This window comes from Clostridium sp. UBA1652 (assembly GCF_002320975.1).
Lineage (GTDB): Bacteria > Bacillota > Clostridia > Clostridiales > Clostridiaceae > Clostridium_T > Clostridium_T intestinale.
Map to the genome: position 1 here is coordinate 95,169 of NZ_DCLI01000085.1, position 23,285 is coordinate 118,453.

The following is a 23,285-nucleotide window of genomic DNA, read 5'->3' on the forward strand; positions in this document are numbered from 1 at the left end:
TCAAATAATTATTATATTTAGCCACAATTAGCATATAATATACAAATAAGTTATTGTTATATGTTTTAGGGAGTGATATAATCATGATAATAAAGAAATGGAATAAACGAGGTGTTTTTATGAATATTAAAGCTGAACCTAAAACATTAAGTTGCATGAGTAGAATTACTAAAATAGCACAAAAAGCTATTACATCAAAAGGATTAAGTGAAAAAGAAGTTAGAAAATCATTAGGTATAAGAAGATATGAGATATAATAAACCTAAAGTAGTATTGGATACAAATATATTTATAAATGGGTGGTTTTATCCTGATAAATATGAAAGTTGTGATAAAATAATGGAATTAATAGAACATAGAAGAATACAATTATTGTTTGCACAAGATACTATAGGTGAATTGATTTATTTAACTAAAAACTTTTGCAGATATAATCTTTCAGATGTTAAAGATAGGATAGAAATGCTAAAAGAACTAATGGAATTATTTTATTATTCTACCTCTATTAATACATCTGAAACTAGAAATATAAAGATATTTGATAGCTATGATGAGATGTTTGTAAAATGTGCTATTGAAGGAAAAGCAGATTATTTAATTTCAGACGATATAAGAAGTGGAATGTTGGAAATAAAAGAAAATTTTAAGACGATGACATCAACTCAGTTTATAGAATATTTTTATAATAGTAAAAATTAATACAAGCTTTACATAAAATAGAATACTATGACATTAAAAGACTCTGATTAATTTCAGGGTCTTTTTTGTTATATAAAAAATTAATAGGAGATGATTATGAAATTTAAAGAAAGGACGTGTTAATATGGATGACTTAATGAAAGAAGCACTTAGCCAAGGTTTTGGTTATGCACTTTTTGTATTTTTATTATTATATGTATTAAAAACCACAGGAAATAGAGAAAAGAGATATCAGGATTTATTAGATAAGCTGACAGAAAAATTTAGTATTATTGAAGATATTAAATCAGATGTAAAAGAGGTTAAAGACCATATTTTTAAAAGATAATTTGAGGAGTGATATATAATGAAGGAATTGAAAAATCTATTACAAGTAAAGAAGCTTATAGCATTATTACTTACTATAGTATTTTGTGTATTAGCGATAACTAAACAAGTTACATCAGAGCAGTTTCTAACAGTATTTTCGTTAGTGATTGCTTTTTATTTTGGACAAAGTACAGCTAGACAAGCTAAAATGAATAATTGAGAGGTGAGGACATATGAAAATAGCAGTACGTGGAGGACATAATTTCCAAGCTATTGGAGCAAGAGCAATTATAGATGAAACTACAGAAGATAGAAAAGTAAAAGATTCTGTAATCAAATGGTTGAGACAAGAAGGTCATGAAGTCTTAGATGTAACTCCTTCCGATTGTGATGTTAATACAGACTTAGCATATGGAGTAAATAAAGCTAACGAATGGGGAGCAGAGTTATTCATATCAATTCATTTTAACAAAGCCTACGATTCATATAATGGTGCTATAGGAACAGAAACTTGGATTTATGGAACTGGTGGTAAAGCTGAACCAGTAGCTAAAAGAATAGTTGATAGGATAGCTACAACAGGATTAAGAAATAGAGGAGTTAAGGTAAGTCAAAATCTATATGAATTAAGAAAAACTAATATGGCTGCCATAATAGTAGAAGTATGTTTTGTAGAAGCTACTGAGGATGTTAGGATATATCAAGAAAAAGGCTATGACTACATAGGGAAGTTAATAGCAGAAGGTATATTAAATAAATCAATAGAAGAACCTAAACCAGTCATACAACCTACAGATAGTAATATTTTTTATAGAGTAGTTACTGGAAGTTATAAGGATAGAGCCAACGCAGAAATACAAGTAAAGGCTTTAAAAGATAAGGGTTTTGATAGTTTTATAGATGTATATAGAAAATAATCCGAGGTCGTTTCAAACGAGAACGGAATTTAGACCGACCATTTTGGATGTGCATAATAAACACTTCTAAAATGCATGATATGCATAATCAAAACAGGTCGGTTGAAACGGTCTGTTTCTAAAGGGTATGCAAACTTTGCTTAACCTTGGATGATTGCACAAGATTGTGCTATCTTCATATAGTAAAGTTCTTAAAGGACATTACATAGATTTTATCAAGGGTTACCGATCTTAGGTAGCCCCTTTTACCTTTTTTGGACTGATATTCACTTGGAAGGTCAGTTCATTTTTATTAATATGTTTATATTCGGATGTCAATATAAGCGACATCTAAAATCCTAAATTGGGATAATAGCTTATATTTACTAGCTTCGTCAATTTTGTCGAAGGGGATTTAAAGAGATAGTAAGAAAGTTATTATCACTTTTTATGATTATATCTCATTCCACAGTTTTGTGGAGCAGAGTTACAATGTAAGATGTAGTGGATAGTATCAACATCATATATAAAAGTTTTCGTCCAAATTGACGATAATTATATTTTGTCTCCTACATGACGAAGGAAACAAAAGGGACGCCCTAATTTAAGGCTACCTCATATAAATAGATTAATAAAAATAAAAAGCCCCAACTTAATGGGGCTAGTTTACCGTTAAAGGACGGTGAACACAAAAATGTCAATAGAAAAAATCTCAAATCCCTTAATATATTATATGTATTATTTAAATAAAAGGTACTATATTAATAGAAAGATTACAGGAAGTATTATTAATGTAATTATTAGAAATACACATAAAATTACAATGGTATCTATTCTAAAAGAGTCTTTAGTTTTAGTAAATTTCATATTCTTTCACCTCATTTGAATTATGGACAAGGGTGAATCTTTATATTCAATTTGTAAAAATTATGTTGCAATTTCTGTCAAAAAAGTATATTATAAAAAAAGTGATAAAACGTGTCTTGGAAAATTATAATAGACTTACATAATTATAGATTTAATGCGGGTTCTGTATGCTTTTTCCTATCCCAACGTTGAAATGATGGGTCTTATAGGAATGGGTAACAACCCAATGGTAGGAGCTACTGTTGCAGTTGCAGTTGCTATAGAAGAAGCTTTAAACAAATAATTTATAACATAAATTATTTTATAAAGGTCCCACGCTTTGCAAAGGTGTTTGGCGTGAGGGCTTTTGCTTTTAAATATACATTGAAAGTTGATGTAAACTTTTGAAGATTAAATACTATAATGTATTAAAGAGCCTTGCACTTAGGAATAGCCTAGGTGCTTGGCTTTTTTTTATGATAAAAAATCAGCAATAACTTGCAATTCTCCACTTTACCCTCTCAACTACAAAGGCTGTGCAACGATATTTTTTTACAAATTTTATTGCACAGCCCCTTTTTAATTATAATGTTTATTTGATACATAAAAAAATAAATTTCTATATAAAAATATTAAAGAAATAAAATTTTATTTTTTATATAAATATATTGACGAAATAAAATATTTATAATAATATAAAACCATAGACAGAAAACAAATATTTACAATGGAATAATAATAAAAAATAAAATTTCTCGAAGGGGGATTTAAATAATTATTAGGAGGAGTTTAGATATGAAAAATTCGTGGTTAAAATTAGAAGGGAAAACTGTAATAGTAACAGGGGGAGCATCTGGAATAGGCAAAGCTGTAGCACAGGAATTTTTAAATAATGGAGCAAATGTAGTTGTAAGTGATATGAATCCTAAGGAACCAGAGTTTAATTTAGAACAGTGCAGTGGAAAGGAAGTTTATATAAAAACAGATGTAAGCAGCAGAAAAAATGTAGAGGAAATGATATTAAAGGCCGTAGATGTTTTTGGAAAGATTGATATTTTAGTAAATAATGCAGGAATTAATATACCAAGATTATTAGTTGATCCTGAAGATTTTCAAGGCAAATATGAGCTTGATGAAAATATTTTTGATAAAATAGTAAACGTTAATCAAAAAGGAGTTTTTCTTTGTGCACAAGCGGTAGCTAGAGAAATGATTAAAAATAAGGGAGGAGTAATAGTAAATATGTCATCAGAAAGTGGACTTGAAGGTTCAGAAGGACAAAGTGCTTATGCAGCAACTAAAAATGCTGTTAATTCATTTACAAGATCTTGGGCCAAGGAGTTGGGAAAGTATGGAATTAGAGTTATAGGAGTAGCACCTGGAATATTAGAAGCAACTGGATTAAGGACATTAGAATATGAAGAAGCTTTATCCTATACCCGTGGAATAACAGTACAAGCATTGAGAGAATCTTATAGTAAAACCTCAACAACTCCACTAGGAAGATCAGGAAAATTAACAGAGGTAGGAGATCTAGTATGTTTTTTAGCATCAGAAAGAGCCAGTTATATTCATGGAGTTACTTATAATATAGCAGGCGGGAAAACAAGAGGATAGAATTTATAAGGAGGAGTAAACATGATACCAGTTATTATAGCAGCCCATGGGAGATTAGCCGAAGAATTAGTAAATTCAGCAGAAATGATTTTTGGGAAACAGGAAAACATTCAGAAAATAACCTTTTTACCGGGAGAAAATACAGAGGATTTAAAGAAAAAATATAATGAAAAAATTGAGGGACTTAAAAATTATGAAGAAATACTTATATTAGTAGATTTATTTGGAGGAAGTCCATATAATGCAGCCTTTGAAATAGCTATGATAAATGATAAGTTAGAAATTTTAACAGGTGTGAGTTTGCCTATGTTATTAGAAATCCTATCAATTAGAGATGGAATAAATTTAATTAAGGAAATTAATGAGAGTATAAAAAATAGTAAGAATGAATATATCCGTTCATTTAAAGAATTAAATGAAGCTATTTATGAGGAGGAGTTAATATGATAATTAATTTAGTTAGAATAGATGATAGATTAATTCATGGACAAGTAGTGACTGTATGGGCTAAAGAAGCCAAAGCAGAAAGAATATTAATATGCAGTGATGAAGTTGAGAAGGATGAGATTAGGAAAAGATTATTACTTCAAGTAGCGCCGCCTGGAATAAAAGTAAACGTTGTAGGAGTGGAGAAAGCTATAAGAGTGTACAATAATCCTAAGTATGAAAATGATAAAGTTTTTCTTTTATTCACATGTCCAAAGGATATTTTAAGAATGGTAGAAGGGGGTGTAGGAATAAAAAGTGTGAATATTGGAGGAATGGCATATAAAACTGGAAAAATTCAAATAACAAAAGCAGTTTCAGTAGATGAAGTAGATAAAGAAGCATTCAAAGAATTAAATAAGAAAGGAATAGAACTAGAAATTAGATCTATTGCTACAGATCCAAAGGTAAGTTTAATGGAAAAATTATAATTTATAAGGGGTGTGTAATTATGGAATTAAGCGTTATTCAAATTGTATTAATATTTATTATTTCTTCTATATCAGGTATGGGAAGCGTATTGGATTCATTTCAAACTCACCGTCCATTAATTGCATGTACATTAATTGGCTTAGTATTAGGGGATGTTAAAACAGGTATTATTTTAGGTGGAACTTTAGAACTTATATGTTTAGGGTGGATGAATATAGGAGCAGCTCAATCACCAGATTCAGCACTAGCTAGTATAATTTCTACAATATTAGTTATAGTGGGAAATCAATCAATATCTGCAGGAATAGCGGTTGCACTTCCAGTAGCAGCTGCAGGACAAGTACTTACTGTATTTGCTAGAACCATAACCGTTGCATTTCAACATGCTGCAGATAGATATGCAGAAGAAGCTAATTTTAAAGCTATTGAGATATGTCACATAGCAGCATTACTTGTACAGGCACTTCGTGTAGCTCTTCCAGTATTAGCAATTTCCCTTTTTGTAAGTCCAGAAGGAGTTAAAGCCATGTTAGATTTAATACCAGATGTGGTTACTGGAGGACTTCAAGTAGCTAGTGGATTTATAGTTGTAGTTGGTTATGCAATGGTATTAAACATGATGGAAGCAAAATATTTAATGGCATTTTTCTACTTTGGATTTATAATAGCCGGATTTACTCAATTTAATCTAGTGGCTTTCGGAGTTATAGGTGCAATATTAGCTATTATATATGTACAATTAAACCCTAAATTTGCTATATCTAAACTTGCTGTTAGTGAGGCAGGCACTACTTTATCAAAAAATAATGAATTAGATGATGAGTTAGATGATTAAATTTTAATATAAGAGGGATGGTGTGTATTATATGAATAAGGAAAATAATAGTGAAAAAAAGCTTACTAAAAAAGATCTTATAAGTATGTTTATTCGCAGTAATCTACAGCAGGCATCATTTAATTACGAAAGAATACATGCTTTAGGATTCTGTTATGATATGATTCCAGCTATAAAAAGATTGTATAAAAGCAAAGAAGAAAGACAGGAAGCATTAAAAAGACATTTAGTATTTTTCAATGTTACTCCAGCTTTAACTGGCCCAATTCTAGGAATAACAGCTGCAATGGAAGAAAGTAAATCTAATGGAGCACCTATAGGAGAAAGTTCTATAAACAGTTTAAAGGTTGGATTAATGGGACCACTTGCAGGAGTTGGAGATCCTATAGTTTGGGGAACTTTACGTCCTATAACAGCAGCACTTGGAGCATCAATGGCTTTAACAGGAAGCATAATGGGGCCGCTTTTATTCTTCCTACTATTTAATTTGGTAAGAATGGCATTCCTATGGTTTGGTCTTGATTATGGATATAGAAAAGGAATAGATGTAGTTAAAGATTTAGCAGGAAATACCCTTCAAAAACTTACAGAAGGAGCTTCAATATTAGGATTATTTGTTATGGGATCACTAGTATCAAAGTGGACAACAATAAATATACCTGTAGTAGTATCAAGTACAACAGGAGCAGATGGAAATCAGGTAGTTACAACTGTACAGACTATTTTAGATCAATTAGTTCCTGGATTATTGGCATTAGTATTAACCTTAGCAATTAGTAAACTACTTAAAAAGAAGATAAGTCCTATAGCTCTAATATTTATATTATTTGCAGTAGGAATAGTTGGTTATTGGCTAGGAATTTTAAAGTAATCACCAATAAATTTTATAGGCATACGGAGCATAATTAAATAATTGTCGAAGGAAGGGATTGGGGATATGAAAACAAAAGCAGTTAGATTATATGGAAAAAAGGAGTTAAGATTAGAAGAATTTGATTTGCCAGAAATTCAAGAGGATGAAATATTAGCAGAAGTAATTACAGATAGTTTGTGTATGTCTAGCTATAAAGCAGCAGAACAGGGAGAAGAGCACAAGAAGGTACCGGATGATGTTAAAGATAATCCAATAATAATAGGACACGAATTTTCAGGAAGGATATTAGCTGTGGGAGATAAATGGAAAGAGAAGTACAAAGAAGGTCAGAAATTTGTAATTCAGCCTAACCTTGGTGTAGAAGGAGGATTGGCTCCAGGATATTCCTATAAATATATAGGAGGAGATGCAACTAAAATAATTATTCCTAATGTAGTAATGGAAAATGGATGTCTTTTAGAGTACAATGGAAAAAGCTTTTTTGAAGGTTCACTAGTAGAGCCATTATCATGTGTTATTGGAGCTTTTAATGCAAATTATCATATGAATTCCTCAAATGGATATGAGCATAAAATGGGAATACGTGAAGGTGGGAACTTAGCTTTGTTAGGGGCAACAGGACCTATGGGATTTTTAGCTATAGATTTAGCTTTGCATGGGCCAATAAAACCTAAATTCCTATTAGTTACAGGTAGAACAGATGAAAAGATAGCTTTAGCTAAAAAGTTATATACTGAAGATGAAGCTAAGAAGCAAGGAATTACATTAAAATATGTAAATACTAGAGATGTGGAAGAAGAAGCAAAATATCTAAGAAATTTCACTGAAGACAATTATGGTTTTGATGATGTATTTATTTTTGCACCAGTAAATAAATTAGTGGAGACTGCTGGCAATATATTAGCTTATGATGGATGTTTGAATTTTTTCTCTGGACCTAAAAATAAAGAATTCTCAGCTTTACTAAATTTTTATGATATTCATTATAACTCTACTCATATTGTAGGAACCAGTGGAGGAAATACTGAAGATATGCGCCAGGGATTAAGATTAATAGAAGAAAACAAAATAAATGTTTCTAAGATTGTAACTCATATACTTGGTTTAAATGAGGTTATAGATACAACATTAAATCTTCCTAAGATATCAGGAGGAAAAAAACTTGTATATACTCATAAATCACTAAATTTGACTCCTATATCCGAGATAAAGAATGGTAAGGATAGTAAGTTTATGATAGAATTAAACAAAATATTAGACAAATATGATGGGCTATGGAATTGGGAAGCCGAAGAATACTTAATAAAATATGTTGAAGATATATAAAGTTGAGAATTGAGAGTTGAAAGTGAAGAAGGATATTTTTAATTCTTATTGTGACAGTTCCTATTTAACGTAGCAAAAATGGAGGTAATAAATTGAGTACTGATTTAAAGAAAAAATGTGCAAAAGAAGCAATGAAGTATATAAGAAATAACACAATAATAGGACTTGGGGGAGGAGCTACCATAGCATATTTAATAGAATATATTAAAGAAGAAAAAGATTTAAATATAAAGGTGGTTACTCCTTCTTTTAAAACAAAAATGCTTTGCATGGAAAAGGGACTAGAAGTTGTTCCTACCTGGTATGTAGATGGAATATCAGTAGCTTTTGATGGTTGTGATGAGGTGGATGAAAATCTAAATGCTATAAAAAGCGGAGGAGGAATTCATACAAAAGAAAAATTAATAGCAAATATGGCTAAAGAGTATATACTGCTTGTAGATGAAAATAAATTTGTAAAAAGCCTTACTTCAAAACATCCTATAGTATTAGAAATATTAAAGGATTCTTTAAAATATGTGGAAAACAAAATTATTCAGTTAGGTGGAGAACTTTCTGTAAGAAGCACTCCTGTGAAAGACGGATTTGTAATAACTGATAATGGAAACTTATTATTAGATGTTAAATTTAATAATTTAGAAAATCCTAGTGAGTTAGAAAAGACTTTGAAAAACATTTCTGGAGTTATAGAAGTATCTCTATTTACTAATATAGTATCTAAAGTTATAGTAGTTAGTGAAAACGAAGTGAAAATAATTAATTAAAATTCTAAAAACTCTTGACCTTAACGCAGCGTAAAGGTGTATATTTAAGATGTCAGGAGGGAGCTTATGGAATATACAGTGAACAAGTTAGCAAAATTAGCAGGTATCAGCACTAGAACATTACGTTATTATGATGAATTAGGAATTCTTAAGCCGGCAAGAATTAATTCTTCAGGATATCGTATATATGGTGAAGCAGAAGTTGATATGCTTCAGCAAATACTGTTTTTTAGAGAATTAGATGTAAGTTTAGAGAATATAAGGAAGCTTGTTACATCTAAGGGTTTTGATAGAACAGAAACACTGAAAGAACATCATAAGAAACTCCTTGAAAGAAGAAATCAATTAGATGCACTTATTAAAAATGTTGAGAAAACTATTGATAAGGATGAGAGGAGAATTATTATGTCAGATAAAGAAAAATTTGAAGGCTTTAAACAAAAGCTAGTTGAAGATAACGAGAAGAGATATGGTAAAGAAATAAGAGAAAAATACGGTGATGATGTTGTTGATGAATCTAATAAAAGATTTAAGAACATGACAAAAGAGCAGTATTCAGAATTTGAAGAACTAGGACAGCATATTTTAGATAGTCTAGAGAAAGCTTTTGAAACAGGAGATCCAGCAGGAGAACTTGCTCAAGAAGTAGCAGAATTGCACCGCAAATGGATTACCTTTGCATGGAAAAGATATTCAAAAGAGGCTCACGCTGGTGTAGCTCAAATGTATGTAGATGATGAGCGTTTTACAGCTTACTATGACAAGAAAAAACCAGGACTTGCAAAGTTCTTAAGAGATGCAGTTGTGATTTATACTGATAACTTAGAAGAATAGGTACTTTAACTCCAATATTAGAAAATATGACAATTGAGGGTTGATGATTAAGGATGATTCCATAATTATCAACTCTCTTTTATCAATTATAAATTTTATCTAAAGAGAAATTATTTTAGTGATTTCACTAGGATGATCTATAACATATTTAGGAGAATAACTTTCAAGCTCTTGGCGAGTTCTAAATCCCCAGGTAACCCCTACTGTATCCATGCCAGCTTTTATTCCAGTCTGCATATCTGTATTTGTATCACCTATGTAAAGACATTCTTTAGGAGAGAAACCTAATTTTTCAGCAGTAATAATGGCTCCAGCAGGATCAGGCTTTCTTCTAACACCTTCTCTTTCTCCAGAGACCATATCAAAATAATTTTCACCAAAAACACCATAGATATTATCAAGGGTTCTTGCATGAGGTTTGTTAGATAAGACTGCTATTTTAATACCTTTGTTTTTTAAGTTATGAAGCATGTCCTTAATCCCATCATAGGGTTTAACTTCATGCATACAGTGAATTTCAAAATAATCTGTATAAGTTAAAAGAGCATCTTCATAGTGAACTAAATCTTTATCTCCACAATAAATTAAAGCTCTTTCAATTAATTTTTTATAGCCATCTCCTACAAAAATTTTATAATGGTCTTCATCTATTGGACCGAGATTATATTTTTTTAAGGTTAAATTAGAAGTGTAGGAAATAGCTTTTATAGAATCTACTAAAGTACCATCTAAATCAAAAATACAACATTTATACATTTAAAAAATCCTCCCATTAATAAAAAGTTAAAATGATTATTATAATGTTAGTATAATAATCATTTTATTAAATGTAAACTTTAGAGTTTATTCGAAGGGATAAACTAGTCCCCATTGATTTCTTATATCATTTAAGATATGAGTTACATCAGAAGATAATTGAAGTTGATCTTCTCCAGTTTTATTTTCAATATATTGCTGCATATCAATAATTTCATAATTAAGAGCTTTTGAAGTTTCTCCTAAAGTAATTTCTTCTGTTCTTCCATCTTCAGTGTAAGTTATGGTAGCTTTGTCTCCACGAGGATAATTATTTACCTCTATATATCCAAGATCTCCTGCGACAACACCACGCTTAGGTTGTTTAGCCCTCATAGTTAAAGATATTACTGCCATTTGATCACAATCATTTTTCAAAATAATTCCTGATTGTTCATCTACCCCTGTTTCAAAATATTTAACCGTAGTCAAAATTACATTTGGTTTCTTTTCTAAGAAATATCTTGCAAAAGAAACAGCATAAACACCTATATCTAGTAAAGCTCCACCAGCTAATTCTTTACTGAAGAAACGATTAGTAACATCGTATTCCTTGCAGCTGCCAAAGTTGACTTGAACCATTTTCACTTTACCTATAGACCCAGAATCAATAATTTCCTTTAACTTCTTATATAAAGGCATATGGAATAGAGTCATTGCTTCAGCTACTACTAGATTCTTTTCTTTAGCAATGGAAATTACCTCATCTAACTGTTTTGCATTTACAGTTATAGCTTTTTCACAAAGTACATGTTTCCCGTTCTTTAAAGCTTTTAATAAGTATTCGTAGTGAAGATTATGAGGGGTAGCAATGTATAGAATATCAACATTAGGGTCATTGATCATTTCACTACTGTCCGTATAAGATTTAGAGATGTTGAATTCTTTAGCAAATGCTTGAGCTTTCTCAATATTTCTATTTGATACAGCATATATTTCACCATTTACTTCATTTAAGGCTGCTGCCATTTCTCTAGCTATAACGCCCGTGCCTAAAATAGCCCAATTAAATTTTCTCATCAATTAAACCTCCTCAAAAATAACATTTTATATAATTATAACATACAAAATTAAAATTCATATGATTATATATACAAAAAATAAAATTTTATTTTTGCATTACTATATTGACTGAAATTTATAACTATAATATTATGAGTTTATGTATAATTAGTTATTACAATTAAATTAAGTAAAGGAGTATAAGGGCTTGAAAAATATAGATAAAAGTGTTTTAGATAAAATATTATCAGTTTATGGAAATTTATTTGAAGCAGAAAAGAAGATTGCAGATTATGTTATAAATAATAGCGAAAAGGTTATTGAAATGACCGTTTCAGAGTTAGCAAATAAAAGTAATGTCAGTGAAGCCACTATAATAAGATTCTGTAAAAAATGTGATTTTAGAGGTTTTCACGATCTTAAAATAAGTATTGCAAAGGAAATGGTAAGTTTAGAGGAAACTAATATATCTAATGACTTAGATACAAATAATATAGAGCAATCCCTTCAAAATATATTAGCAAATAAAATTGAAGAATTGAAACAGACCATATCAATGATGAATGGAGATATAATAAAAGAGATTTTAGAAATAATTAAAAATGCTAGAATAGTTCAATTTACTGCTGTAGGAAATACCATACCTGTAGCTATGGATGGAGCCTATAAATTTAATCAATTAGGAATATCTTCAGTTGTAAATACCATATGGGAAACTCAACTTGCCTACACCTACACATTAACAGAAAACGATGTAGTAATTGCAATATCAAATTCTGGATCATCAAAAAAACTTGTAACTTTATTGGATATTGCAAATGAAAAGGGAGCTACAACAATCAGTATAACTAATCACGAAAAATCTCCACTAGCTAATAAAAGTACATATCATATAAACACGGCCACAAGAGAAAAATTGTTTTTAGACGAATTCAGCTTTTCTAGAGTATCAGCTATGGTTGTTATAGAAGCTTTATATCTACTACTGACCGCAGGAAAGAGAGATGCTTATGAATGGATTAGTAAGCATGAAGATTCAATTGCAGAGGATAAGATATAGTATCATTTTAAAAGTCTTAGGAAACTAAGGCTTTTTATTTTGAAAATTCAGCATATTGAAATGTTTACTCTAACTTGTAGTATAATGTAAGGTAATTAATAGGAGATGATAGGATATGTATGACTTAATAATGCAATTTGTAGATAGAGCAGCTTTATTACTTGTGTGTATATTTGCAGTAACTAGGCTGCAGAGTTTTAGAGAGATTTTCTTGAAAGAAAGTTATGAGAAAAAAGACTACATTATTATAGGCACGCTTTTTAGCTTGTTTGCTGTCTTAGCAAACTACACAGGTTTAAATGTTGAAGGTTCATTAGTAAATGTAAGAACCATAACTATAGTTTCAGGAGGAATAATTTTTGGCCCAGTTATAGGAATAGTAACAGGGGTGGTGTCTGGAGTACATAGATTTTTAATAGATGTACATGGAATTACTTCATTGCCATGTCTTATAAGCAGTATAGTTGCTGGTATAGTATCTGGATATATAAATAAAAAGATTAAAAGAAATTACAGGTGGATATTTGGTATAGGAGCAGGAATGTTAAGTGAAACAATAACCATGCTTCTTATACTTGTATTTAGCAAACCATTTTCCTTAGGGCTTGATATAGTATCAAAAATTGCAATCCCTATGATTTTTGGGCAGATAAGTGTGGGATTTATAGTGCTCATGGTACAAAGCGTAGAGGATGACAAAGAGAAAATAGCAGCAAAACAAGCTAAACTTGCCTTGGATATTGCGAACAAAACCTTACCTTACTTTAGAAATATAAACAGCGAGTCCTTGAGTAAAATATGCACAATAATAAAAGAGGATATACATGCAGATGCTGTAGGTATAACTGACAAAAATAATATTTTAGCTTATGTTGGTGTTGGAGAAGAGTTCTATAATATAGGGCATGAGATAATAACTGATACAACTAGAGAAGCTATAAAAAGCGGAAAGATAATAATAAAAAACAGCGATTTTCAAGATAAAAGCGGAATATTAAAGTCTGCACTTGTAATTCCACTAGAAGAGAAAAATGAAGTTATAGGAACTTTAAAAATATATTATACAAAGAATTATAAAATAACTTATACGCTTCAAACTCTTGCAATAGGACTTTCGCAGATAATATCTACATTAATGGAAGTTTCTAAAATAGAACAGGTTAAGGAAATGGCTAATAAGGCAGAAATAAAGGCACTTCAAACTCAGATAAATCCTCACTTTTTATTTAACGCCTTAAATGCTGTAGCTTCATCTATTAGGATAAATCCAGATAAAGCTAGAGAACTTATAATAAATCTATCGAACTATCTAAGATTTAACCTAGAACTTAAAGATGAGTTTATAGATATAAATAAAGAGTTAAGCCAAGTTAAAGACTATATTGAAATAGAAAAAGCTAGGTTTGGAGATAAGTTAAACATTGTCTATGATATTGATGATGTTAATATAAAAATCCCAAGTCTATCAATACAACCATTAGTAGAGAATGCTATAGTTCATGGTATATTAAAAAATAGAGGAAAGGGTACTGTTATAATTAGTGTAAAAAACTATAAAGATAACAAGGTGAAAATATCTATTGAGGACAGTGGATTAGGGATAGATGAGGATATAATAGATAAAGTTTATAATGATAATGTTCCAGAAAATAAGATAGGATTATATAATGTTCATTTAAGACTTAAACTTATTTATGGAGAAGGACTTATCATAAATAGATTAGAAAAAGGTACAAAAATAGAGTTTTACATCAAGGGGGAAGGCTATGAGAGCTATAATAGTAGAGGATGAGTTTTTGGCAAGAGAGGAGCTTAAATACTTTATCAAAAATTACAGTAATATAGAAGTGGTAGATGAGCTTGAAGATGGAATAGAGGTACTTAAATTCATTCAGCAAAATGAAGTAGATGTAATATTTTTAGATATAAACATACCTTCTTTAGATGGAGTATTACTTGCACAAAATATGAGTAAATTCTCGAAAAAGCCGGCTATAGTATTTATAACAGCATATAAGGAACACGCAGTAGAAGCTTTTGAAGTTGAGGCCTTTGACTATATATTAAAGCCTTATTCAGAAAGTAGAATAATATCTATGCTAAGAAAATTAGAAGAAGGTTATAGTGTACCTAAAGACAGTGGCCAAACAACCAGTATAATAGATAAAATAAACTTATGGAAAAATGAAAAGATAATAGTGGTTGATCTAGATGATATATATTACTGTGTTGCAAAAGAAAGAGTGACCTTTGTATATACCAAAAAAGAAGAGTACTCAGTTAATACCAGTATATCTGAATTCTACAATGGTTTACCAAAAAATAAGTTTTTTAAATGCCATAGATCATATATAGTAAACTTAAATAAGATAAAAGAAATAATACCTTGGTTTAATAATACCTATAACTTAAAATTAAAAGATATAGAAGAAGAAATACCTGTAAGTAGAAGTCATATAAAAGAATTTAAAGAGATAATGGGGATATAAATTGTAACAAAATTCAATTTAATTGTATATATTAATATAAGAAGTGGCTAGCAATTCTATATATAATATAGAATCTAGAAAGAAGTAATAGTGATTTGGCTGCCTGTATTGCGCGTAGTTCATCATGATCTAAAGAAATATGACAGTAACTCAAGATAATACAGAAATGCTTATTTTAAGGAAAGTTCGAAAGGACTTTCCTTTTTGGGTTATATAGCGAAGTGGCGATAGCCACTTTTTTGTTATGCACAAAATTAAGGTATAAGTGCACTTAATGTAGTTTTTGATGCATCTCATTCCGTTTTTGTAAGATTAGAAAATAATTCAACTATAATTTGAAGTGAAAAGAGATATAAAAATGAATTAAGGGGATGCTTAAAAATGAGGAAGGAAAAATCTTGGCTAATAATATTAGGAACTGTAATTGCCCAGTTGGGATTAGGAACAATATACACTTGGAGCCTATTTAATCAGCCTCTTGTTAATATGTTTGGATGGGAACTAAGTAAAGTGTCTATGACATTTTCAATTACAAGTTTCTCATTAGCTTTTGCAACATTATTTGCAGGTAAACTTCAAGAGAAATTAGGAATAAAAAAATTAGTAACTATATGTGGAATACTATTAGGAACAGGACTTATTTTAACATCTAGAATAAACTCTATTTCAATGCTATATATTACAGCAGGAATTATAGTGGGATTTGCCGATGGAGCTGCTTACATAACTACACTATCTAACTGTATAAAGTGGTTTCCAAATAAAAAAGGGCTTATATCTGGCCTTTCTGTCGGAGCCTATGGAACAGGAAGTTTGGTATTTAAATATATAAATGGAAGTTTTATAAACTCAAATGGAGCTCTTAGCACTTTCTTAATTTGGGGGATAATTGCTATGGTGTTAATAGTTACGGGGGCACAATTACTAAAAGATGCTCCAGCTAAAATAACTACTGGTGATAACTTAGCTGAAAGAAATTTTTCAGTTAAAGAAATGCTTAGAACTAAAGAAGCTTATTTATTATTTATAATGTTTTTTACAGCTTGTATGAGCGGACTATATCTAATAGGAATTGTAAAAGATATAGGAGTTGAGATGGTAGGGCTATCAGCATCTACAGCAGCAAATGCAGTAGCAATGGTTGCAATATTTAATACGGCTGGAAGAATAATATTAGGAACATTATCAGATAAAATTGGGGGATTAAAGGTAATATTCTTCACCTTTACAGTAACAGCAATTTCGGTATTGGTTTTAAGTTTAGTGCCATTAAACTTTGGAATATTCTTTGCTTGTGTTGCAGGAATTGCCTTCTGTTTTGGTGGAAATATAACAGTGTTCCCACCAATAGTAGGAGAATTCTTTGGCCTTGATAATCAAACTAAGAACTATGGAATAATATATCAAGGTTTTGGAATAGGAGCAATATCAGGATCGGTTATAGCCTCAGCATTGGGAGGATTTAAAGCAACATTCATAGTTGTAGGTATTATGTGTATAGTATCAATAGTTATAATTGCTTTAATAAAAGTACCACAAAAGGGTAGAAAAAATATTGAGAAACTTAAGGCAGTTAGACAAGCCTCTTAATTTAATAATATAGAAAAAGACAATCATTTTAAAAAGTGATTGTCTTTTTTCTGTAAAATAGAGGGAATGTCAATAAAGTTAAATAATACAACAGTTTTAAAGCATAATAAATAATGAAAAGAAAATAAAAGACAAGGAGGGGGAAATGGAAAATATATTTAGACAAAAGAAAAAGAATAGAATTGTAGTTAAGGGATTGATTTATGGAATAATTATTTTAGCTGTAGCATTTTTTATTTATAATTATACTAACCTTAAAGAAAAGATAATAACTAATTTTTCTAAAGAATTGTACACCGATGGTATTAGTGAAAGTATAGAATCGGCATATCAAGATATGGGTATCTTTTCTGACAGCATGGCTGTAATGAACATGCTAAAGTCTGGAAATTTTAAAAGTTTGGAAAAAAAGGTTGCATATCTTACATTTGACGATGGCCCATCAGTAACTGTAACTCCTAAAATTTTAGACATACTTAAGGAAAATAAAGTTAATGGTACTTTTTTTATAGTTGGAAATGAGTTAAATAAATCAGATAAATCTAAAGAAATATTAAAAAGGATAGTAATAGAAGGGAATGCAATAGGGGCTCATACATATTCTCATAACTATAAAAAACTATATCCTGGTGGTAAAATTGATATCAATACATTTATAGGTGAAATAGAAAAAACTAATAATCTAATCATAGGAGAATTAGGAGAAAAATATAGAACGAGAGTAATTCGTTTTCCAGGAGGAAGCTACTCATGGAAGGGGCTATCTGAGATGGAAAAAATTCTAGCTCAAAAAGGTTATTCCTACATAGATTGGAATTGTATCGTGGGAGATGCAGAAGGAAAACCCAAAAGTAAAGACGGACTCATAGATGTTTTTAATGAAACAAAAACAAAGGTTGCTGGAGATGGTAATCTAGTTGTTTTAATGCATGATACATATGGAAAAGAAGCTACAGCAGAGGCGCTACCAGAAATCATAAATAAACTAAGAAGTGAAGGATATGAATTTCATACATTAATTTGAAAGTATATAAGAAGGCAGTAAAATCTAGAGTGATTTTGCTGCTTTTTTAATAATGAAAATTAAAATGGAAATTTGATTAAAATAAATAAAACCTTTTTGAAAAATTACTTGTCTAATAGTTGTAGCTACGATATAAAGGTAGAAGGAGTTTTGAGTTTAAGGAGCATAATAATGAATTTAGATGATAGAGTTAAACTAGCAATTAAGGGAGATGAAGAGTCCTTTGAGTATTTAATAAATACTTTTAAAGAGAATCTTTATAGGACAGCCTATAGTTACGTGAAAAATGAAGAGAATGCATTAGATGTTCTTCAAGAAACTATTTATAAAGCGTATATATCTATAGAAAAATTAAAGAAGCCTGAATATTTTAAAACTTGGATAACAAGAATTTTGATAAACAATGCTTTAGATGTAATAAAAAAAGAGAAAAGAATTATTGAAATAGAAAAGGTAGTAAAAAAGGATACAAATTATCATGAAAATCAAAAATTAGAAGAACGATTAGATATTATAAACTATGTAGACAAGCTTGAAGATAAATAGTTACATTTAATGTAAGCAAAATGAACAATGTTTCTAATTCTAAAGTTATAAACCTAGATAAAAACATAAAAATACCAAATAGTACATTAACTCTTGATAAAATGACCATAAGTCCCTTAGGAAACACCATAAATTATTCAGGAAAATATGATAATACAAATGAAGGAAAGATAGAGATATTTGATGATCTATCCACTGTTGAATCATTAACTGTAGTTCCGGTGTTTAAGGAATGGGGAAAAAAGAGGCAAGATGTTAATGGATTTTCATATCCAATACTACAAACTACAAAAAACAATCAAAGTGATAAGCAGGAAGTTATAACTAAAAGCAGACCTGTAACACAAGAAGAGAAGTCAAAGGGATATGCACTAGATGAAGTAATCCATGTATACAACATTGACAAGAATAGGGAGTTTGTACCTATGGAAAATCTTATTAACCAAACGATAAAAGTTAGTGATAATAATTCAGTTACAATAAAGAATATTGAAGTTACACATGAATATACGAAATTAACCTTTAAGTTAGAAGGAAATGGAGCTTACGATTATGGTAACATTAATGAGGCTGTAATTTTGGATGAAGATTATAAAGACACTGAAAGAGCAGAAGATGGAGATAGAGCTGTAATGGAGAATCAAGCAGAAAAAATTGTTTCAATAAAACTACCAGCTGTTGATAAGAATAAAAAATATAAGATTGCTATACCTATGATTACAGAACCTGAAATTGATGATAGATATAGAATAGATATTGATCTAAGTAAATAGAAAGAAAGACCGTATACTCAAACCAGTACACGGTCTTTTCTTATATAAATAGCAATAAACTTACTGCCATAACTATCATACCAGCTACTAAGCCGTATATGGATAGATGATGTTCGCCATACTTTTGTGCTGAAGGAAGTAGTTCATCTAAAGATATAAATACCATTATTCCAGCAACTCCTGCAAAAATTATTCCAAATACAAAGTCATTTATAAATGGCATTAATACTAAATATCCAATCAATGCGCCTATAGGTTCAGAAAGTCCAGATAGGAATGAATAGAAGAAAGCTTTTTTTCTGTCCCCTGTTGCATAATATACTGGAACAGATACAGCTATTCCTTCCGGAATATTATGAATTGCTATGGCTACAGCTATTGGTATAGCTATAGATGGCTGTTGAAGAGCTGATATAAAAGTAGCAAGCCCTTCTGGAAAATTGTGAATACCTACAGCTAGTGCTGTGAATATTCCCATCCTTAGTAATTTTGGGTCTGAGGTTTTGTCGTTTATATCCTCAACTGAATGAACTTCGTGAGGATTCTCTCCACTTGGGATAAGCTTGTCAATAAGTGCTATTATAAACATTCCACCGAAAAATGCACCAACAGTAGCCCAGGAACCAGACTTTAATCCTAGTTCAGCTACAAGAGCATCTTTGGCCTTAAAAAATATTTCAATCATAGAAACATAAATCATGACTCCAGCTGAAAAACCAAGGCTTATAGATAAAAATTTTGTGTTTGTCTTTTTTGTGAAAAAGGCTAACGCACTTCCTATGCCAGTACATAAACCAGCAAAAAGTGTTAGTCCAAAAGCAAATAAAACGTTATTCATGTATCGTCCTCCTTTAAAGTGATAATATATATAATCTCAAATTACAATCTTACATAATGAAAATGAATATCAATTGATATGATATTTATATTTATAGTATATTATAAATTTTATAAAAGGTAAATCATTATAGTTAAAATTATATGTTAAAATAGCTTTAAAATGAAAAGATTTAGAAAAACTTATTATCGGATTATGTTAGTAATGGGATAGAGAATATAGTTAAGGGAATAGTTAAAGCTTCTCTTAAAAATCCAAAGGAAACTGCTTTTGTGGTTAAATATGCTTTAGCAAGTAAAGAAGCTAAAAAGAGAAGGGAAGCTTTTATAGAAAAAGGAGAGAATGTTCCAGCTTTCTTAATTTCAAGTATATCAAGTAACTGTAATTTATTTTGTAAGGGTTGTTATGCTAGAGAAAATAAATCTTGTGGTGAAGGCTTAGAGAATAAACAAATGAGTACAGAAAGATGGGCAGAATTATTTAAAGAAGCAAAAGAAATGGGAGTTTCATTTATATTACTTGCTGGTGGGGAGCCTTTAATGAGAAGAGATGTTATAGAAAAAGCGGCTGAGATTAAGGAAATAATTTTCCCTGTGTTTACAAATGGAACTTTGTTTAGAGAAGATAATTTAAAGTTGTTTGATAAAAATAGAAATCTTGTACCTATCATAAGTATTGAAGGGGATAGGGAGCAGACAGATAATAGAAGAGGGTTTGGAACTTACAATACTATAATGAAAGCAATGGATACCTTAAAAGATGCTGGTCTTTTGTATGGAGCATCCGTTACAGTAACTACAGAGAATGTAAATACAGTAACTAGCAAGGAATTCTTTCAAAAATTATATGACAAAGGTTGTAGAGCTGTAGTTTTTGTTGAGTATGTTCCTGTAATAGAGGAAACCAAGTATCTTGCTCCAACTAATTTAGAACGTGAAATATTAGAAATTAAGCAGCAAGAACTAAGAGCAAGTTATGAAGATGCAGTGTTTATATCCTTCCCAGGAGATGAGAAATATTCAGGTGGATGTTTAGCTGCTGGAAGAGGTTTCTTTCATATAAATGTTAATGGCTCAGCAGAACCATGTCCATTTTCACCTTATTCAGATATAAACCTTAAGGAACATTCATTGAGGGCAGCATTAAAATCACCCTTGTTTAGAAAGCTTAATGAAACAGGAATGCTTATGGGAGAACATGATGGAGGATGTCTATTATTTCAGAAAGAAAGTGAAGTTAAAGAGATGCTTGGTTAAGGTATTTAATTTTTTAGGAGGAAATATTAAATGTTTCATATATTGGTGGTTTAAGATAGTGAGAATATAAGAAAATATAAAAGGCCCATAAAGAGGCCCATCATAAAAACATAAGCCCAAGTTTCATGAACTTGGGCCTTTGATATTTATATATGACTATCTTTCAGGGTTAAATACTTTAACATCTGAAAAGTCTGCCTTATTGAATTTATATACGCATAGTGAGAAGAAGATAAGGCCCATGATGATTATGATTAGTATTCCTGTGAAGGGCCCAACTATGAAACCATGAATATCAAAAGAAACTCCTTCTTTTACAAGTTCAGCTGTTGATAGATCATTCATTTTTAAAGCTATATATCTGAATATAGATGTTGTGTAGGTTAATGGATTTATGTATACAAAAGGTCTAAGGATTTTTGGCATAATGGTTGTAGGTATATAAGCGCCTGACAAAAAGGTTAATGGTAAAGTAAATGCAGTAATCATAACTTGGAAAGTAGTTGATTTCTTAGCAACAGTTGCTAAGAATAGGCCCATGGAACTGAAGGTTATACCTACTAGGGTCATCACAGCTATCATTTGAATAAATTGAGGTGCATCAAGTGTGAGACCCATGAATAATGCAATTATGATAATCAAAAGACCTTGAATAACAGCTATGATAGTTGATGATAGTACTTGTCCAATAGAGATTTTCCATCTTTCTATAGGTGAGACTATGATTTCCTTCATGAACCCCATTGATATATCTTCTAATATATTAGTAGAGTTACTTAAGGAAGATTGAAAAACTGACATTATTATTATGCCTGATATCAAATAGTTGATAGGCTGACTGATATCAGCTGTTGTTGGTTTCATAACAAATGAGAAAACAAAAAGCATAAATAAAGGCATAACTATTGAGAATATAAGTTGAGTTTTGTTCCTTGTAAAGTTTATTAGATTTCTTTTTAAAATAGCAGTCATTCCACGCATTATGCTCTTATCTCCTTTCCTGTTATAGCTAAAAATACATCGTTAAGTGTACCTTTAGTAGTTTCTAGATCTGTGATTATATCTTTAAAATTAGATGTTAGTTCTATTATTTTCTTTAAGTTGTTTGAGTATAGGGTAAACATGGTTTCTTCCTGTTTATACTTTATATGGTTCATTTTTAGATACTCAACAAAATCATATACCTTTGATACACCTATTTTAGTTACAAGTCCTGTGTGTTCTTTTTTAAGATTATTAGGTGTATCAAAAGCAACTATTTTACCATGATCCATGATAGCCACCTTGTCACATATTTCAGCTTCATCCATGTAATGAGTTGTTAAGAAGATAGTGATGTTTTTTTGTTTTTGAAGCTTGTATATGTATTCCCAGATGTTCGCTCTTGTTTGAGGGTCAAGACCTGTAGTAGGTTCATCTAGAAATAAAACTTTAGGGTAATGAACTAGTCCTCTTGCTATTTCTACTCTTCTTTTCATACCTCCAGAAAGGCTATTTATAGGAGCTTTTCTCCAAGATTCAAGATCTACTAAGTTTAATACAAAGTTTATTCTGTTTTGAATGTCTTCCTTTGGTACATTGTAAAATTCACAATGAAATTTTAAGTTCTCTTCTACAGTTAGTTTATTATCTAAAGTTGAATCTTGAAATACTATTCCAATATCACGTCTAACCTTTCCTTTTTCCTTAGATACCTCATTTCCATTTATGGTTAAGGTACCATCAGTTTTATCTATGATGGTACATAGTGTGTTTATGGTTGTACTTTTTCCAGCACCATTTGGTCCTAAGAATGCAAATATACTTCCTTCTTCAACCTCAAAAGATATATTGTCTACAGCTGTAAATTCTCCAAATTGTTTTGTGAAATTTTTTACTTCAATAATATTTGCCATTAGTTTTTTCCTCCTAGAATTTTTCTTACAGGTTTATATTAATGGACAGGTTTAAACTTCATTTAAAAGAGCTATAAAAAATTTATAAACAAATATAAA

At 30.3% G+C, this 23,285-nt stretch carries 26 protein-coding genes and 1 pseudogene; 22 read left to right on the top strand and 5 right to left on the bottom strand.

Going from position 1 to position 23,285, the window contains the following annotated elements; genetic code table 11:
- Positions 1-83 precede the first annotated feature (83 nt).
- The 14 genes and pseudogenes from B3N22_RS18310 (at position 84) to B3N22_RS18375 (ending at position 9,918) form a co-directional block, all read left to right on the top strand.
- Positions 84-257 carry a hypothetical protein gene (locus B3N22_RS18310; protein ID WP_286909333.1) on the top strand — a complete coding sequence of 58 codons (174 nt, stop codon included), beginning with the start codon at positions 84-86 and terminating at the stop codon, positions 255-257.
- Complete coding sequence (locus B3N22_RS18315; protein ID WP_286909335.1) at positions 247-699, top strand: putative toxin-antitoxin system toxin component, PIN family; 453 nt, start codon at positions 247-249, stop codon at positions 697-699. Before B3N22_RS18310 ends, B3N22_RS18315 begins: the two co-directional genes overlap by 11 nt.
- Before the next feature lie 124 nt (positions 700-823).
- Positions 824-1,027 carry a BhlA/UviB family holin-like peptide gene (locus tag B3N22_RS18320; protein ID WP_286909337.1) on the top strand — a complete coding sequence of 68 codons (204 nt, stop codon included), beginning with the start codon at positions 824-826 and terminating at the stop codon, positions 1,025-1,027.
- Positions 1,028-1,045: 18 nt separating this feature from the next.
- Positions 1,046-1,228 (top strand): hypothetical protein, encoded by a 183-nt coding sequence (locus B3N22_RS18325; protein ID WP_286909339.1) that lies wholly within the window; start codon positions 1,046-1,048, stop codon positions 1,226-1,228.
- A 13-nt stretch (positions 1,229-1,241) separates the two neighbouring features.
- Positions 1,242-1,925, top strand: a complete 684-nt coding sequence (locus tag B3N22_RS18330; protein ID WP_286909341.1) for an N-acetylmuramoyl-L-alanine amidase — start codon at positions 1,242-1,244, stop codon at positions 1,923-1,925.
- Positions 1,926-2,955: 1,030 nt separating this feature from the next.
- Positions 2,956-3,054, top strand: a pseudogene (locus tag B3N22_RS18335) (GGGtGRT protein); the annotation flags it as partial.
- Positions 3,055-3,545: 491 nt separating this feature from the next.
- Positions 3,546-4,367, top strand: a complete 822-nt coding sequence (locus tag B3N22_RS18340) for an SDR family oxidoreductase (RefSeq protein ID WP_286909345.1) — start codon at positions 3,546-3,548, stop codon at positions 4,365-4,367.
- Between the two features lie 21 nt (positions 4,368-4,388).
- Complete coding sequence (locus B3N22_RS18345; protein WP_286909347.1) at positions 4,389-4,814, top strand: PTS sugar transporter subunit IIA; 426 nt, start codon at positions 4,389-4,391, stop codon at positions 4,812-4,814.
- Entirely contained in the window at positions 4,811-5,284 is a 474-nt protein-coding gene (locus tag B3N22_RS18350) for a mannose/fructose/sorbose PTS transporter subunit IIB (protein WP_286909350.1), read from the top strand. The genes B3N22_RS18345 and B3N22_RS18350 overlap by 4 nt, the downstream gene beginning before the upstream one ends.
- Positions 5,285-5,304: 20 nt before the next feature.
- On the top strand, positions 5,305-6,120 hold the full coding sequence (locus B3N22_RS18355; RefSeq protein WP_286909352.1) for a PTS mannose/fructose/sorbose transporter subunit IIC: 816 nt from the start codon (positions 5,305-5,307) through the stop codon (positions 6,118-6,120).
- Positions 6,121-6,151: 31 nt separating this feature from the next.
- Entirely contained in the window at positions 6,152-6,991 is an 840-nt protein-coding gene (locus B3N22_RS18360) for a PTS system mannose/fructose/sorbose family transporter subunit IID (protein WP_286909354.1), read from the top strand.
- 66 nt (positions 6,992-7,057) lie between these two features.
- On the top strand, positions 7,058-8,320 hold the full coding sequence (locus B3N22_RS18365; protein ID WP_286909356.1) for a zinc-binding dehydrogenase: 1,263 nt from the start codon (positions 7,058-7,060) through the stop codon (positions 8,318-8,320).
- A gap of 92 nt (positions 8,321-8,412) precedes the next feature.
- A complete protein-coding gene (gene rpiA, locus B3N22_RS18370; RefSeq protein ID WP_286909358.1) occupies positions 8,413-9,084 on the top strand; it encodes a ribose-5-phosphate isomerase RpiA in 672 nt (223 codons plus the stop codon).
- Between the two features lie 66 nt (positions 9,085-9,150).
- The gene (locus tag B3N22_RS18375; protein WP_286909360.1) at positions 9,151-9,918 is read left to right on the top strand and encodes a MerR family transcriptional regulator; all 768 of its coding nucleotides are present in this window, start codon (positions 9,151-9,153) and stop codon (positions 9,916-9,918) included.
- A 99-nt stretch (positions 9,919-10,017) separates the two neighbouring features.
- Here B3N22_RS18375 and B3N22_RS18380 read toward each other — a convergent pair whose 3' ends face one another.
- Entirely contained in the window at positions 10,018-10,674 is a 657-nt protein-coding gene (locus B3N22_RS18380; protein ID WP_286909362.1) for an HAD family hydrolase, read from the bottom strand.
- A gap of 87 nt (positions 10,675-10,761) precedes the next feature.
- Positions 10,762-11,733, bottom strand: a complete 972-nt coding sequence (locus B3N22_RS18385; RefSeq protein WP_286909364.1) for a Gfo/Idh/MocA family protein — start codon at positions 11,731-11,733, stop codon at positions 10,762-10,764.
- Positions 11,734-11,923: 190 nt separating this feature from the next.
- Here B3N22_RS18385 and B3N22_RS18390 point away from each other — a divergent pair, with 190 nt between their 5' ends.
- The 7 genes from B3N22_RS18390 to B3N22_RS18420 all read left to right on the top strand — a co-directional run bounded on the left by B3N22_RS18390 (position 11,924) and on the right by B3N22_RS18420 (position 19,197).
- The gene (locus tag B3N22_RS18390; protein WP_286909366.1) at positions 11,924-12,775 is read left to right on the top strand and encodes a MurR/RpiR family transcriptional regulator; all 852 of its coding nucleotides are present in this window, start codon (positions 11,924-11,926) and stop codon (positions 12,773-12,775) included.
- Between the two features lie 115 nt (positions 12,776-12,890).
- Positions 12,891-14,567 carry a sensor histidine kinase gene (locus B3N22_RS18395; protein ID WP_286909368.1) on the top strand — a complete coding sequence of 559 codons (1,677 nt, stop codon included), beginning with the start codon at positions 12,891-12,893 and terminating at the stop codon, positions 14,565-14,567.
- A complete protein-coding gene (locus B3N22_RS18400; protein ID WP_286909370.1) occupies positions 14,542-15,264 on the top strand; it encodes a LytR/AlgR family response regulator transcription factor in 723 nt (240 codons plus the stop codon). The genes B3N22_RS18395 and B3N22_RS18400 overlap by 26 nt, the downstream gene beginning before the upstream one ends.
- A gap of 381 nt (positions 15,265-15,645) precedes the next feature.
- On the top strand, positions 15,646-16,854 hold the full coding sequence (locus B3N22_RS18405; RefSeq protein ID WP_286909372.1) for an L-lactate MFS transporter: 1,209 nt from the start codon (positions 15,646-15,648) through the stop codon (positions 16,852-16,854).
- Between the two features lie 145 nt (positions 16,855-16,999).
- Positions 17,000-17,878: a polysaccharide deacetylase family protein gene (locus B3N22_RS18410; RefSeq protein ID WP_286909374.1), complete on the top strand. Its 879-nt coding sequence runs from the start codon at positions 17,000-17,002 to the stop codon at positions 17,876-17,878.
- Between the two features lie 171 nt (positions 17,879-18,049).
- Positions 18,050-18,424, top strand: a complete 375-nt coding sequence (locus B3N22_RS18415) for a sigma-70 family RNA polymerase sigma factor (RefSeq protein ID WP_286909376.1) — start codon at positions 18,050-18,052, stop codon at positions 18,422-18,424.
- Positions 18,425-18,444: 20 nt separating this feature from the next.
- Entirely contained in the window at positions 18,445-19,197 is a 753-nt protein-coding gene (locus B3N22_RS18420) for a DUF5643 domain-containing protein (protein ID WP_286909378.1), read from the top strand.
- Positions 19,198-19,237: 40 nt separating this feature from the next.
- Here B3N22_RS18420 and zupT read toward each other — a convergent pair whose 3' ends face one another.
- The gene (zupT, locus tag B3N22_RS18425) at positions 19,238-20,035 is read right to left on the bottom strand and encodes a zinc transporter ZupT (RefSeq protein WP_286909380.1); all 798 of its coding nucleotides are present in this window, start codon (positions 20,033-20,035) and stop codon (positions 19,238-19,240) included.
- A 209-nt stretch (positions 20,036-20,244) separates the two neighbouring features.
- Between zupT and B3N22_RS18430 the strand changes: the two genes are divergently transcribed.
- A complete protein-coding gene (locus tag B3N22_RS18430; RefSeq protein WP_286909481.1) occupies positions 20,245-21,291 on the top strand; it encodes a radical SAM/SPASM domain-containing protein in 1,047 nt (348 codons plus the stop codon).
- A 156-nt stretch (positions 21,292-21,447) separates the two neighbouring features.
- Here B3N22_RS18430 and B3N22_RS18435 read toward each other — a convergent pair whose 3' ends face one another.
- Both B3N22_RS18435 and B3N22_RS18440 read right to left on the bottom strand, forming a co-directional pair.
- A complete protein-coding gene (locus B3N22_RS18435) occupies positions 21,448-22,272 on the bottom strand; it encodes an ABC transporter permease (protein WP_073017488.1) in 825 nt (274 codons plus the stop codon).
- A complete protein-coding gene (locus B3N22_RS18440) occupies positions 22,272-23,186 on the bottom strand; it encodes an ABC transporter ATP-binding protein (protein WP_286909383.1) in 915 nt (304 codons plus the stop codon). Before B3N22_RS18440 ends, B3N22_RS18435 begins: the two co-directional genes overlap by 1 nt.
- Between the last annotated feature and the right edge of the window lie 99 nt (positions 23,187-23,285).